Genomic DNA, 13,574 nt, shown 5'->3' with positions numbered 1-13,574 from the left:
CCCCGGGCGTGCTTCCGGCGGACCCGCCGGTGCCGGTGCGGGGGCGGTGAGTGGTGCCCCGGCCGGGGACGCCGGTGGCGGCTCGGTGTCCGCGGGTGCCGCGGGCGGCGGCCGGTCCGCCGACGCCCGGTCCGCGCAGGGCGACGACTCCCGTTCCAGGAGGTCGGACGCCTCGGCGGGGGCCCCGTCCGGCGAGGCGGAGGCCGGGTCGGGCAACACGTTCGTCTTCCGGCGGCCGGCGGCCGGGTCCCAGGGCGCCCAGCCCCCGGGCGCCTCGGACGGCGGCGCCGCCACCGACGAGGGCACCATGACCTTCCGCGCGGTCTCCCCGCGCGCGGCCTCGGGCGGCCCCGGCTTCAACGCCGGGAAGGCCGCGGCCGCCCGAGCGGCGGCAGCGCAGCCCCCCGCTCCCGCGGCCCCTTCCGGCCCTCAGCAGACGGGCGGCCCCACCGGCCCGTCCGTCCCCCACCAGGCAGCCGCCTCACAGCCTGGCGCCTCACAGCCTGCCGCCTCACAGCCTGGCGCCCCGCAGCCTGGCGCTTCGCCGCAGCAGCCCGCCGCCTCGGCCCCGCTCGCGGCCGGCCCCGGCGGCGGTCAGTCCTCGTGGGCACAGCAGGTGCACCGACTCGCCGGCGCCGGCGGGGACGAGCAGTCCGTCGCGCCCTGGAAGCCTCCGGTCGAGGACGTGTTCCAGGCCGCCGCCCGGCGCCAGGCGGAGGCCCGCCCCGCCGGGCTCGGCAAGCGGCTGGCCGCCCGGCTGATCGACACCGTGGTTCTGGCGGGCGTCACGGGCGTGGCCGCCGTGCCCCTCGGCACGAAGGCGGTCGACCACGTCAACGGCAAGATCGACGAGGCCAAGCTCTCCGGCGAGACGGTCACGGTGTGGCTGCTCGACGGCACGACCGCCATGTACCTGGGCATCGTCCTGGCCGTCCTGCTGCTCTTCGGCGTCGTCTACGAGGCGCTGCCCACCGCGAAGTGGGGCCGCACCCTGGGCAAGAAGCTGCTCGGCCTGGAGGTACGGGACATCGAGGCCCACGAGCCCCCGTCCTTCGGCGCGGCCCTGCGCCGCTGGCTGGTGTACAGCGTCCCCGGCCTGTTGGTCGTGGGCGTGGTCGGCGTCGCGTGGTGCCTGTTCGACCGCCCGTGGCACCAGTGCTGGCACGACAAGGCAGCCCGCACGTTCGTAGCAGGCTGACCCGAACCCCGACATCTTCGGCCGGGACCTACCGTCCTGGGCCGGCGGCGCGGCCGTGACCTCCGCGGCGTCCGTGGCGTTCGGCGCGGTGGCCGGGGAGGCGCCCGGGGTCGCGGGCGCGACAGTGTGTGCGGGGGACGGAACTGTTGAATCGATTCCGGCCACTTTCGCGGGGTGCGGGGCGTTCATGGCGTCCGGCCTTCCGACCGGCGCTTACTGCTCAAAAGCATCGCAAACCCCCATGTCATTCTGCGCCGCTAGCAGTGTCTCCACATGTACACGCACTCGTAAGGAGATGTCCAGCATTGTCCTGCTGGTATTCCTGGTGTCCGTGAGGTTCGAGCGACCTCCCTCCCGACCTCTTGCGGAAATACGAAATTGGCTTGAAACTTCCCCAGGGGACGCCTTGTTGCGGTCGACTGGGGGTGCTTTACGGAGCGTCACAGCGGTCGTGATGGGTACGTACTCGGAGAAGGCCAGGGGTGGTTGGGGGCCACCTTGACCGCGTGGCGTACGCCGCCCAAGCCGCGCGTGACCGCGTGACCGCGTGACCGCGTGACCGCGTGACCGCGTCCGCGCCCCCATGGCGCTGCGCACCCCGCGGCCCGCGCCGCCGCCGCGGGCACCCGGCGAACGGTGGCCCGCAGGCCGTCCCGGCCCCGCCGCCGAAGGCACCCGTACTCCGGACGGCGGCTCGCCGGATGCGCCGCCGGGGGGTTCGCGGTCGACTCGGGCCATGAGCAGTGAACCGCCCCCCGGCTCCGGCGGGCAGCCGCCGGAAGACGACCCGTTCAGGAAGCGTCCCTCGTCCCCCGGGCCGGGTCCGGAACCCGGCCCCGGCGAGGGCGGCACGGGCTCGCCGTACAACAACCCGCCCCCGCCTCCCAGTGGCGGAGGCTCCCACGGTGCCCCGCCTCCCGGTGGAGGTGGACCCTATGGTGCCCCGCCTCCCGGTGGAGGTGGACCCTACGGTGCCCCGCCTCCCGGTGGCGGCGGGCCCTATGGTGCCCCGCCTCCCGGCGGGGGGCCCTACGGCGGTGATCCGTACGGCGGCGGATCCGATCCGCTCGCCGGCATGCCGCCGCTCGCCGACAGCGGACGGCGCACGCTCGCGAGGATCATCGACATGATCCTCGTGGGCATCGTGGTCTGGCTGCTCAGCTGGGCCTTCAACGTCCAGGAGTACCAAGTGGACGGCGACGAGGTCGAGATCGGCAAGTCGTTCGGGCAGTCGCTGATCGCCGCCGTGCTCTACATCGCCTACGACACCTACATGACCACCAGGACGGGCCAGACCCTGGGCAAGAAGTGGCTCGGCCTGCGCGTGGCCAACCTGGACAACGGCGCCACGCCCTCCGTGCAGACGTCGCTGGTCCGCGCCCTGGTGCTGTGGATCCCGTTCGCCTTCTGCTGCGCGTGTGTCTGGACGGTCATCGCGGGCGGCTGGAGCTTCTTCGACCGGCCCTACAAGCAGGGCCTGCACGACAAGGCGGCCAAGACGGTGGTGGTCAGCGCCCGCTGAGACCGCCGAGACCCTGGAAGGCGAGTGTCAGGCGGCGCGGCCGCGGGCCGGTTCGCGCGCTCCCGCGGAGACCCGGGCCGCCGGCACCGGCTCCTGGGCCGCGGCCGGCCTGCGGGCCGGCACGGCGGTCACCGTGCGCGTCCTGGGCAGGGGGGCCGTCATGGCGACCAGCAGCCCGAGAGCGAGCGCCGCGACGACGACGACGGTGATTCCGGGGCCCGAACTCGTCTGTGACAGCAGCAGCATGGCGAGCGTCGAGAAGATCACGGTGCACGAACCGTAGGCGAACTGTGCGGCAGTCGGACGGGGCATGGCCATCGTGTCCTCGTGAAGACAATCTGGGGGTGAGACGTGCTGTCGGCCTGGCTTTCCGCCGGCTTCCGGGCGTTCCGCCAAGCGACTCTAACCCGCTGTGTGCCCGAGTGGAACCAGCAGTAAGCATGACCTAACCGAGAGGACCGATGCACGGGGGGCGCACGGATTCATGACGTCCGGGAAGTGGACGGTCCCGCGCGCCCGTCGGGGGGCGCCGCGGCGCCCCCCGACGGCCACGAGGGTCACGATTCGGTGTCCGCAAAGCGAACCTCGGCTCCGCATAGTGCACTTGTTCTGCTCAAGTCAAGGTCTGTCTTTTCCGGTGAACCTCTAGTCAAATGTCGTCACTTGACTACACGCGTTGAACACGTGTGCGCGGACTCTGCCATGTCCTTGTCCCCCCATCCGCGCGCGTGGACGCGGGGGAGGAACTCAAGTGACCAGCAGATCCTGGAAGTTCAGAACGGCGGCGACCACCGTCGCACTAGCCGCAGCCACCGCCACGCTCTCCGCGGCCGGCGTGGCACAGGCGGACTCGCCGGCCCGGCCGGAAGCCGTGGACCGCCACGACCCGCACCCCGCGAAGGGCATGGACTCCCATGACCTCAAGGGCCCGATGAGCGAAACTCAGGAGGCCCAGCGCGAGGAGGCCCTGAAGCAGGTCATATCCGGCAAGGCCTCGGTGAAGAAGAAGAACGGCTCCAACGTCGTCCAGCTCAAGAGCAAGAAGGGCGACGCCAAGTACGTGGAGCTGGGCCGGGAGAAGACCGACAAGATCTTCACCATCCTGGTCGAGTTCGGCGACAAGGTCGACAGCCGGTACGGCGGCGACGCCGGCCCGCTGCACAACCAGATAGCCAAGCCGAACCGCAAGACCGACAACTCCACGGCCTGGAAGGCCGACTACGACCAGGAGCACTTCCAGGACCTGTACTTCGGTTCCGGCAAGGGCGTCAACTCGGTCAAGACCTACTACGAGAAGCAGTCCTCCGGCCGCTACTCGGTCGAGGGCGAGGTCTCCGACTGGGTCAAGGTCCCCTACAACGAGGCCCGCTACGGCAACAACGCCTGCGGCGACACCAACTGCCCGAGCGTCTGGAACGTCGTCAGCGACGGCCTGACCGCCTGGGTCGAGCAGCAGAAGGCGGCCGGTCGCACCGACGCCCAGGTCAAGGCGGACGTCGCCCGGTTCGACGAGTGGGACCGCTACGACTTCGACGGCGACGGCGACTTCAACGAGCCCGACGGCTACATCGACCACTTCCAGATCGTGCACGCCGGCGAGGACGAGTCCGCGGGCGGCGGCGCCCAGGGCACCGACGCCATCTGGGCCCACCGCTGGTACGCCTTCGGCACCGACGCCGGCGCCACCGGCCCCGACCAGAACCGGCTCGGCGGCGCGCAGATCGGCTCCACCGGCATCTGGGTCGGCGACTACACCGTCCAGCCGGAGAACGGCGGACTCGGCGTCTACGCCCACGAGTACGGCCACGACCTCGGTCTGCCGGACCACTACGACACCGCCGGCGGCGAGAACTCCACCGGCTTCTGGACGCTGATGTCGTCCGGCTCCTGGCTCGGCACCGGCCGCAAGGAGATCGGCGACCTGCCCGGCGACATGACCGCCTGGGACAAGCTCCAGCTCGGCTGGCTCAACTACGACACCGCCAAGGCGGGCGTGAATTCCTGGCACAAGCTGGGCGTCGCCGAGTACAACACCAAGCACAAGCAGGCGCTGGTCGTCGAGCTGCCGGAGAAGGCGGTCACCACCGAGATCGTCGTCCCCGCCGAGGGCGAGACCCAGTGGTGGAGCGGCAGCGGTGACAACCTCAAGAACACGCTGACCCGTTCGGTCGACCTCACCGGCAAGGCCACCGCCGAGCTGACCTTCGACGGCTGGTACGACATCGAGGCCAACTACGACTACCTCTACACCGAGGTCTCGACCGACGGCGGCGCCAACTGGACCGCGATCGACGGCGTGGTGGACGGGTACCCGATCCCGCGCGACGCCGCCGACAAGCCCGCCCTGCACGGCACGATCGACGACTACACGAAGTTCGCGTACTCCCTCGACGCCTACGCGGGCAAGAAGATCGACCTGCGCTTCCGCTACCAGACCGACGGCGGGGTGGCCCAGAAGGGCTTCACGGCCGACGGGATCGCGGTGTGGGCCGACGGCGAGACGCTCTTCACCGACGACGCCGAGACCGCGGACGCCGCCTGGACGGCCGACGGCTTCACCCGTGTCGGCGCGTCCTTCACCAACGACTACGCGCAGTACTACATCGCGGAGAACCGGCAGTACGTGTCGTACGACAAGACGCTGAAGACCGGTCCGTACAACTTCGGTTTCACCGACCGCCCGAACTGGGTGGAGCACTACGCGTACCAGAACGGCCTGCTGATCTGGAAGTGGGACACCTCCCAGGCGGACAACAACACCAGTCAGCACCCGGGTACCGGCCTGGTCCTGCCGATCGACGCCCACCCGACCGCACTGAAGTGGAAGGACGGCACCCTGATGCGCAACCGCGTCCAGGCGTACGACTCGCCGTTCAGCCGCTACCGCACGGACGGCATGACGCTGCACAAGTCGGACGTCGCGAAGTACATCCCCGGCTCCAAGGGCGTTTCGGTCTTCAACGACCGCAAGAGCGACTACTACGACGAGTCGAACCCGACCGGCGGCGTCAAGATCACTGACACCAACACGAAGATCAAGATCCTCAAGGAGGCCAAGAACGGCTCGACCATCGAGCTCGAGGTCGGCCCTGCGGGCAGGTAATTAGCATCTGCCCAGGTCAGAGCATGATCGGCGGTGACCCCCTGGCGGGTCGCCGCCGATCCGTGTTTAGGTGCGTCCTGTGGTTCTCTTATTGACACCGGGTCCGATGCCCGGACCGACACAGGCTGACTCGGGGGTATGACCGCATGGCCGCAGGAGGCTTCTGCAAGCTGCCGAACGGCACGGTGGTGGTGGCACTGAACCTGCCCAGCCCCGCCGCTCCGGAGGGCAGCGTGCGCTTTCTCGTCCACGCCCAGAACCGGGCGCGCGCCCTGACCAGGCTGCGCAACCTGGGACTGCGCGCGGTCTACCTGCGGGGCAACGCCGCCCCGCCGACCCCGGACGAGATCACGGCGGTCCTGCACCACCCGGACGGCCTCATATGGCGCACGGCGCCGGTGGCCGGAGCCGTGGGCGGCCCGGACCTCGTCCAGGAGCTGTGGCATCCGATCCGCGCGCTGCTCAGACGCCCGACGGCACAGACGTGACCGGCTCCCGGCGCTACTGAACGACCGGCTTCCCGGACAGCTCCACGCCCGCCTCCCGCAACTCCTCCAGCGCCCGGTCGGTGGTCTCCGCGGCCACCCCGGCGGTCAGGTCGAGCAGCACCTGCGTACGGAAGCCCTCGCGCGCGGCGTCCAGGGCGGTGGCCCGTACGCAGTGGTCGGTGGCGATGCCCACGACGTCGACCTCGTCGATGTCCCGGGCCCGCAGCCAGTCGGCGAGGGCCGTGCCGTTCTCGTCGGCGCCCTCGAAGCCGCTGTAGGCCGCCGCGTAGGCACCCTTGTCGAAGACGGCGTCTATCGCGCCGGACGCGACGGCGGGGGCGAAGTTCGGATGGAAGCCGACGCCCTCCGTGCCGGCGACGCAGTGCGCGGGCCAGGAGTGGACGTAGTCGGGGTTGTCGGCGAAGTGGCCGCCCGGTGCGACGTGGTGGTCGCGGGTGGCCACGACGTGGCGGTAGCCGGCGGGCGCCTGCCCGATCAGCTCGGTGATGGCGGCGGCCACGTCCGCACCGCCGGACACCGCGAGGCTGCCCCCCTCGCAGAAGTCGTTCTGCACGTCTACGACGATCAGGGCGCGGCGCATGGTCGGTGTCCTTCGACTGGATCGGATGTGAGGTTGAGGGGCACCAGCTTTAGCTACCCGAGCCCCCGTGCGCGTACTCCGTCGGAATGACGGGTTCCCCTCGGGACAGCTGGGTCGCGGACAGCGGGAGGTTGGCGCGGGCGGCCGCGTGGCGGTCCCGGGCGGCGTCCAGCGGCTCGCGGGCGACGACCGCGCCGCCCTTGACCAGCTCGACCAGGAGCTGCCGGTCGGCGAGGTCCTCGGGCACCGGCCCGGTGCCGACCACCTCGGCCTCGGCGTAGCCGTAGCCGTCCAGCCGCCGGGCCGCCCACTTGCGTCCGCCGATCGATGTCTTGCCCCCGCTGGACTTCTTCGCCACCGGCACCAGGGGCGCCCCGTCCTCACCGGACTCGGCGCGGGCGACCAGCTTGTAGACCATCGAGGCCGTCGGGTGCCCGGACCCGGTCACCAGCTGGGTGCCGACGCCGTACGCGTCCACGGGCGCCGCCGCCAGCGAGGCGATGGCGTACTCGTCCAGGTCCGAGGTCACGACGATCTTCGTCTCCGTGGCGCCCAGCTCGTCCAGCTGCTGCCGCACCCGGTGGGCGACCAGCAGCAGGTCGCCGGAGTCGATGCGCACGGCGCCCAGCTCCGGCCCGGCGATCTCCACGGCCGTACGGACGGCCTCCGCGACGTCGTAGGTGTCCACGAGGAGCGTGGTGTCCCGGCCGAGCGCGTCCACCTGGGCCCGGAAGGCGTCCCGCTCGTTGTCGTGCAGCAGGGTGAAGGCGTGGGCGGAGGTGCCGACGGTGGGGATGTTGTAGCGGAAGCCGGCGGCCAGGTCGGAGGTGGTCGTGAAGCCGCCGACGTAGGCGGAGCGGGCGGCGGCGACGGCGGCCAGCTCGTGGGTGCGGCGGGCGCCCATCTCGATCAGCGGACGCTCCCCGGCGGCGGAGGCCATCCGGGAGGCGGCGGCGGCGATCGCCGAGTCGTGGTTGAGGATGGAGAGGATCACCGTCTCCAGCAGCACGCACTCCCCGAAGGTCCCCTCGACCCGCATGATCGGCGAACCAGGGAAGTACACCTCGCCCTCGGGGTAGCCCCAGATGTCGCCGCCGAAGCGGTATTCGGCGAGCCAGTCGAGGGTCTCCCCGTCGACGATGTCCTTCTCGCGCAGGAAGCGCAGGACGTCCGCGTCGAAGCGGAAGTTCTCCACCGCGTCCAGCACCCGTCCGGTGCCCGCGACGACGCCGTAGCGGCGCCCGTCCGGCAGTCGGCGCGTGAAGACCTCGAACACGCTCCGCCGCCCGGCCGTGCCCGCCTTCAGGGCGGCCCGGAGCATGGTCAGCTCGTACTGGTCCGTGAAGAGCGCCGTCGAGGGAACGTCCACCGGCAGCCCTAGGTCCGCTGTGTTCATGACGAGGATGCTACCCCCATTTCGTCAGTCTGACGATTTAGGGCTCCGCGGCATGGCCCACAGGCCCGTTTGTGCGAGTGCCCCCCTGTGGTGGCAGCATGGGCCATGTGACGGCAGCCGCACCCATGGAGATCGAGAAGACCGAATCGGCGGAGGAGGTCTTCGCCGTACCCGAGCCCGACGTGCCCTGGCTGACGATCGTTCACAACGATCCCGTCAACCTCATGAGCTACGTGACGTACGTCTTCCAGTCGTACTTCGGCTACTCCAGGGAAAAGGCCACCAAGCTCATGATGGACGTCCACCACAAGGGCCGCGCGGTCGTCTCCACCGGCTCGCGCGAGGAGATGGAACGGGACGTCCAGGCCATGCACGGCTACGGTCTGTGGGCCACCCTCCAGCAGGACCGGAAATGACCCACGCCCGCCCACAGGACGGAAGTAGCTGAATCGCCTCCATGCCAGGACAGTTCGAACCGCTCCCCGGCGGCGGCGCGGCCGTCGCCCTCGACGACGTCGAGATCTCCATCATCCGGTCCCTGGCCGTGCAGCTCCTGGAGCTGATCGGTCCCGGACCCGCCGAGGACGCCTCCGACGACCCGCTCGCCGAGCTCTTCGCCGACGGCCCGAGCGAGCCGCCCTCCGACCCCGTGCTGCGACGCCTGTTCCCGGACGCCTACGGCGACCCCGAGGGTGCGCCGCAGGCCAAGGAGGCCGAGGAGCAGCGGGCGTACTCCGCCGAGTTCCGCCGCTACACCGAGAACGACCTGCGCGCGGGCAAGCGCGACAACGCGCTCGCGGTCATCCGCACCCTGGACACCCTCGCCTCGGCGTCCGCGGGTGAGGAGGGGGCGGTGCTGAAGCTGTCGCCCCAGGAGTCCCAGGAGTGGCTGCGCGCCCTGAACGACCTGCGCCTGGCGATCGGTTCCCGCCTGGAGATCACCGACGAGGACGACACCGACCTGCTCTACCGGCTCCCGGACGAGGACCCGCGCAAGCCGATGGTGATGGCGTACCTGTGGCTCGGCGGACTCCAGGAGTCGCTCGTCGCGACCCTTATGCCCTGATTGCCGGGAAAAGTGTCCGCTCAGCGGTACCTCAAATCCGGGTAATGATCTCGTCAAAGGATTGCCCCTCTTCGCCCGTCTCGGGCGCCTTCTGTCCTTATATGTCTGTGCTGTGCGTCACATGACTCTCCTGTGGTCGACCTCCCGGTCGTGGTAAATCTTCACGACCGCCCGGCGAACACCACCCGAATGTTCGGCCGGGTGCGCCACCGAGCCGGCGGATCGCCGGCCAGGCACCGAGCGGGACGTGAGGCCCGCTCAACTCCATCATCCGGGGGGATCGAGACCCGATCCGAGGCCGAGTCGAGGCCCGGGTCGGCATGGAGAAAGGCGCACCACACATGACCTCTGCGCAGGTCGACACGGACAAGGCTCCCGAAGAGGGCTACGAGCGCGGGCTCAACAGCCGCCAGGTCCAGATGATCGCGATCGGCGGCGCCATCGGCGTCGGTCTCTTCCTGGGCGCCGGGGCCAACATCGCCAAGGCCGGCCCCAGCATCATCCTCATGTACGCCCTCGCGGGCGTGATCATCTTCTTCATCATGCGGGCGCTCGGCGAACTCCTGCTCTACCGACCGGTCTCCGGCTCCTTCGCCGAGTACTCGCGCGAGTTCCTCGGCCCCTTCTTCGGCTACTTCACCGGCTGGACGTACTGGCTGATGTGGGTGGTCACCGGCATGGCGGAACTCACCGCCGCCGCCATCTACATCCACTACTGGTTCCCGGACATCCCGCAGTGGGTGTCGGCCCTGGTCTTCCTGGTCCTGCTGTTCGTGGCCAACCTGATCTCGGTGAAGCTGTTCGGCGAGATCGAGTTCTGGTTCTCGATGGTCAAGGTCACCGCCATCATCGGCATGATCGTGATCGGCGTCGGCGTGCTCACCCTCGGCTTCAGCCAGGCCGGCGACACCGCCGCCGTCTCCAACCTGTGGGCCTTCGACGGCTTCTTCCCCAAGGGCATCGGCTCGTCCCTGATGACCCTCCAGGGCGTCATGTTCGCCTACCTCGCCGTCGAGCTGGTCGGCGTCACCGCCGGCGAGTCGGAGAACCCGGAGAAGACCCTTCCCAAGGCGATCAACACCCTGCCCTGGCGCATCGCCCTCTTCTACGTCGGCGCCCTCACCGTCATCCTGGCCGTGGTGAAGTGGACGGAATTCGCCGAGGGCGTCAGCCCCTTCGTGGAGGCCTTCACCGTCATCGGCATCCCCGCCGGCGCCGGCATCGTCAACTTCGTCGTGCTCACCGCCGCCCTGTCGTCCTGCAACTCCGGCATGTACTCCACGGGCCGCATGCTGCGCACCCTCGCGGACAACGGCGAGGCCCCCGGGGTCTTCAGCCGGCTGTCGTCGACCAAGACCCCGGCCATCGGCATCGGCGTCTCGGTGGTCTTCATGGGCATCGGCGTGGTCCTGAACTACGTCGTCCCGGAGAAGGCCTTCGGCTACGTCACCTCCATCGCCACCGCCGCCGGCATCTGGACCTGGCTGATGATCCTGATCAGTCACGTCCGCTACCGCCGCAAGGTCGTCGCGGGCCGCCTGCCCGCCTCCTCCTTCCCGGCGCCGGGCGGCTCGGTGTGCTCCTACATCGCCATCGCCTTCCTGCTCTTCGTCACCTGCCTGATCGCCTACGACGCCGACGCCCGCGTCTGCCTGTACGTGATGGCCGGCTGGGCCGCCGCCCTCGGCATCGGCTGGGCCGTGCTCAAGAGCCGCAACCCGCAGATCACCGAGCGGCCCGGCGAGCCGGAGTTCGAGAAGATCGGCTGACGCCGCCCCGGCCGCCCCGGCCGCCCCGGCGACCGGCGCTGACCAGCGCTTTCACGCGCACCGCGGACGTCCGGCCGCACCGGGTGCTCGTGGCGCCCGGCACGGTCACCGCTCAGGACGTCCGGCATATGGGCCGATCCGTACCACCCACCGGTACGGGTCGGCCCTTCTGCTTATCCTGGCCGCATGCTGACCATCACCCAGGCCCTGTACGACCAGATCGTCGCCCACGCGCGCGAGGACCACCCCGACGAGGCGTGCGGCGTGGTGGCCGGCCCCGTGGGCGAGGGCCGCCCCGAGCGGTTCGTCCCGATGCTGAACGCCGCCCGCTCGCCGACCTTCTACGAGTTCGACTCCCAGGACCTGCTCAAGCTCTACCGGGAGATGGACGACCGGGACGAGGAGCCGGTGGTCATCTACCACTCCCACACGGCCACCGAGGCCTACCCCTCCCGCACCGACATCACCTACGCCAACGAGCCCGGCGCCCACTACGTCCTGGTCTCCACGGCGGACACCGACGGCGCCGGCGACTTCCAGTTCCGGTCGTTCCGGATCCTGGAGGGCGAGGTGACCGAGGAGGAGGTCAAGGTCGTGGAGGCGTACTGAGAGCCCACCGATACCCACCGATCACCCGCCGATACCGCATCGCGGACGTAGAGCGTCCACAGGGTGAGATCACACTCCAGATGCCGGACCGGGAATCGATACGATGAGCCAATGGTTCTTCTCGACGTGAGCGAAAAGGCGCCGGGCACGCTGCTCGTGGCGCGGCTGCACGTCGACCTGTGCAGGCTGAACAGCGCCATCTGTTGATCTTCCGCCGCCGCCGTACGGCCGTGCGCCGCGGCGGGCTGCCGCGTGCCGCCGCGCGCCTCACCGAACCCACGACACCTTCCGACAGGAGCCCTCAGCCATGGCCATCGAGGTCCGCATCCCGACCATCCTCCGCCAGTACACCGACGGCCAGAAGGCGGTGGAGGGCACCGGGGACACCCTCGCCGAGCTCTTCACCGACCTCGAGACCAGGCACGCGGGCATCCGGGCCCGCCTCGTCGACGAGGCGAACGGCGACCAGCTGCGCCGCTTCGTCAACGTCTACCTGAACGACGAGGACGTCCGCTTCCTGGACGGCATCAACACCAAGCTCGCCGACGGCGACAGCATCACGATCCTGCCGGCCGTCGCCGGCGGTATGGCCTGATCGGCGATGCGCTACGACTCCCCGCTGGCCGCGGTGGGCAACACCCCTCTGGTGCGCCTGCCGCGGCTCTCGCCGTCCGACGACGTCCGCGTCTGGGCCAAGCTGGAGGACCGCAACCCGACCGGCTCGATCAAGGACCGCCCCGCGCTCCACATGATCGAGCAGGCGGAGAAGGACGGCCGCCTCACCCCGGGCTGCACGATCCTGGAGCCGACCAGCGGCAACACCGGCATCTCGCTGGCCATGGCCGCCAAGCTCAAGGGCTACCGCATCGTCTGCGTGATGCCGGAGAACACCTCCCGGGAGCGCCGCGACCTGCTCGCCATGTGGGGCGCGGAGATCATCTCCTCCCCGGCCGCGGGCGGCTCCAACACCGCTGTACGGGTCGCCAAGGAGCTCTCCGCCGAGCACCCGGACTGGGTGATGCTCTACCAGTACGGCAACCCGGACAACGCCGGCGCCCACTACGTCGGCACCGGCCCGGAGATCCTCGCCGACCTGCCGTCCATCACCCACTTCGTGGCCGGCCTCGGCACCACGGGCACCCTGATGGGCGTCGGCCGCTACCTGCGCGAGAACAAGCCCGACGTGAAGATCGTCGCCGCCGAACCGCGCTACGACGACCTGGTGTACGGCCTGCGCAACCTCGACGAGGGCTTCGTACCCGAGCTGTACGACGCCTCCGTGCTCACCACCCGCTTCTCGGTGGGTTCCGCCGACGCGGTCACCCGCACCCGTGAGCTCCTCCAGCAGGAGGGCATCTTCGCGGGCGTCTCCACCGGCGCCGCCCTGCACGCCGCGATCGGCGTCGGGAACAAGGCGGTGAAGGCCGGTGAGAGCGCGGACATCGTGTTCGTCGTCGCCGACGGCGGCTGGAAGTACCTCTCCACCGGCGTCTACACGGCGGCCACCACCGAGGAGGCCATCGACACCCTCCAGGGCCAGCTCTGGGCGTGACCACTCACTCGGCGAGGTGACGGACCTGGTCCCACAGGGCCGGGTCCACCACACCCACCCGCCGCCGGAAGTCCCGCACGGGCACCTCCCGCAACTCGTCGGTCTCCAGGAAGCTCGTCCGCCCCCGCGCGTCCCCGACCGAGCCCGGCGGCAACGTGATCACCCCGGTCCGTCCCGCCCGGTGCCGACTGGTGATCTTCGCCACCAGCACCCGCCGCCCGCGCACCCGGACCACCAGACACGGCCGGTCCTTCGTGCCGCCGGAGTCCT

The 13,574-nt window shown here is 70.3% G+C and carries 15 protein-coding genes and 1 pseudogene; 11 read left to right on the top strand and 5 right to left on the bottom strand.

Annotated elements, in window-relative coordinates; all coding sequences use genetic code 11:
- The coding region (locus tag EBH09_RS13750; protein WP_238697292.1) for an RDD family protein at positions 1-1,198 on the top strand (1,198 nt) is incomplete at its 5' end.
- A gap of 105 nt (positions 1,199-1,303) precedes the next feature.
- On the opposite strand, the pseudogene EBH09_RS38885 reads toward EBH09_RS13750, so the two are convergent.
- A pseudogene (locus EBH09_RS38885) lies at positions 1,304-1,504 on the bottom strand (phosphatase); the annotation flags it as partial.
- Positions 1,505-1,934: 430 nt separating this feature from the next.
- On the opposite strand from EBH09_RS38885, the gene EBH09_RS37825 reads away from it, so the two are divergent.
- Entirely contained in the window at positions 1,935-2,720 is a 786-nt protein-coding gene (locus EBH09_RS37825) for an RDD family protein (protein ID WP_193776280.1), read from the top strand.
- 27 nt (positions 2,721-2,747) lie between these two features.
- On the opposite strand, the gene EBH09_RS13740 is transcribed toward EBH09_RS37825, so the two are convergent.
- Positions 2,748-3,032 carry a hypothetical protein gene (locus EBH09_RS13740; protein ID WP_193776279.1) on the bottom strand — a complete coding sequence of 95 codons (285 nt, stop codon included), beginning with the start codon at positions 3,030-3,032 and terminating at the stop codon, positions 2,748-2,750.
- 439 nt (positions 3,033-3,471) lie between these two features.
- On the opposite strand from EBH09_RS13740, the gene EBH09_RS13735 reads away from it, so the two are divergent.
- Both EBH09_RS13735 and EBH09_RS13730 read left to right on the top strand, forming a co-directional pair.
- Positions 3,472-5,823: an immune inhibitor A domain-containing protein gene (locus EBH09_RS13735; protein ID WP_121747221.1), complete on the top strand. Its 2,352-nt coding sequence runs from the start codon at positions 3,472-3,474 to the stop codon at positions 5,821-5,823.
- Between the two features lie 146 nt (positions 5,824-5,969).
- Positions 5,970-6,311, top strand: coding sequence for a hypothetical protein (locus tag EBH09_RS13730; RefSeq protein WP_121747220.1), 342 nt, complete (start codon positions 5,970-5,972; stop codon positions 6,309-6,311).
- Between the two features lie 13 nt (positions 6,312-6,324).
- Here the strand turns inward: EBH09_RS13730 and EBH09_RS13725 are convergent, their stop codons facing one another.
- Both EBH09_RS13725 and EBH09_RS13720 read right to left on the bottom strand, forming a co-directional pair.
- On the bottom strand, positions 6,325-6,912 hold the full coding sequence (locus tag EBH09_RS13725) for a nicotinamidase (RefSeq protein WP_121747219.1): 588 nt from the start codon (positions 6,910-6,912) through the stop codon (positions 6,325-6,327).
- Between the two features lie 49 nt (positions 6,913-6,961).
- Positions 6,962-8,308 carry a nicotinate phosphoribosyltransferase gene (locus EBH09_RS13720; protein WP_121747218.1) on the bottom strand — a complete coding sequence of 449 codons (1,347 nt, stop codon included), beginning with the start codon at positions 8,306-8,308 and terminating at the stop codon, positions 6,962-6,964.
- Positions 8,309-8,406: 98 nt separating this feature from the next.
- On the opposite strand from EBH09_RS13720, the gene clpS reads away from it, so the two are divergent.
- From clpS to EBH09_RS13685, 7 genes are all read left to right on the top strand, one after another.
- The gene (clpS, locus tag EBH09_RS13715) at positions 8,407-8,724 is read left to right on the top strand and encodes an ATP-dependent Clp protease adapter ClpS (protein WP_121747217.1); all 318 of its coding nucleotides are present in this window, start codon (positions 8,407-8,409) and stop codon (positions 8,722-8,724) included.
- A 41-nt stretch (positions 8,725-8,765) separates the two neighbouring features.
- Positions 8,766-9,374, top strand: a complete 609-nt coding sequence (locus EBH09_RS13710; protein WP_121747216.1) for a DUF2017 domain-containing protein — start codon at positions 8,766-8,768, stop codon at positions 9,372-9,374.
- Positions 9,375-9,715: 341 nt separating this feature from the next.
- Positions 9,716-11,143, top strand: a complete 1,428-nt coding sequence (locus EBH09_RS13705) for an amino acid permease (RefSeq protein WP_121747215.1) — start codon at positions 9,716-9,718, stop codon at positions 11,141-11,143.
- Positions 11,144-11,329: 186 nt separating this feature from the next.
- Positions 11,330-11,752, top strand: coding sequence for a M67 family metallopeptidase (locus EBH09_RS13700; RefSeq protein ID WP_063482172.1), 423 nt, complete (start codon positions 11,330-11,332; stop codon positions 11,750-11,752).
- 111 nt (positions 11,753-11,863) lie between these two features.
- Positions 11,864-11,959: a putative leader peptide gene (locus EBH09_RS39950; protein ID WP_310873142.1), complete on the top strand. Its 96-nt coding sequence runs from the start codon at positions 11,864-11,866 to the stop codon at positions 11,957-11,959.
- 100 nt (positions 11,960-12,059) lie between these two features.
- Positions 12,060-12,347, top strand: a complete 288-nt coding sequence (locus EBH09_RS13690; RefSeq protein WP_121747213.1) for a MoaD/ThiS family protein — start codon at positions 12,060-12,062, stop codon at positions 12,345-12,347.
- A 6-nt stretch (positions 12,348-12,353) separates the two neighbouring features.
- Positions 12,354-13,304, top strand: a complete 951-nt coding sequence (locus tag EBH09_RS13685) for a cysteine synthase (RefSeq protein WP_121747212.1) — start codon at positions 12,354-12,356, stop codon at positions 13,302-13,304.
- A 4-nt stretch (positions 13,305-13,308) separates the two neighbouring features.
- Here EBH09_RS13685 and EBH09_RS13680 read toward each other — a convergent pair.
- Positions 13,309-13,574, bottom strand: a 266-nt coding sequence (locus EBH09_RS13680; protein ID WP_193776278.1) for a type II toxin-antitoxin system PemK/MazF family toxin, incomplete at its 5' end; no start/stop codon positions are given.

The organism is Streptomyces sp. E2N166 (genome assembly GCF_003671715.1).
Lineage (GTDB): Bacteria > Actinomycetota > Actinomycetes > Streptomycetales > Streptomycetaceae > Streptomyces > Streptomyces thinghirensis.
This window is presented reverse-complemented; position numbering and strand designations above follow the sequence as displayed.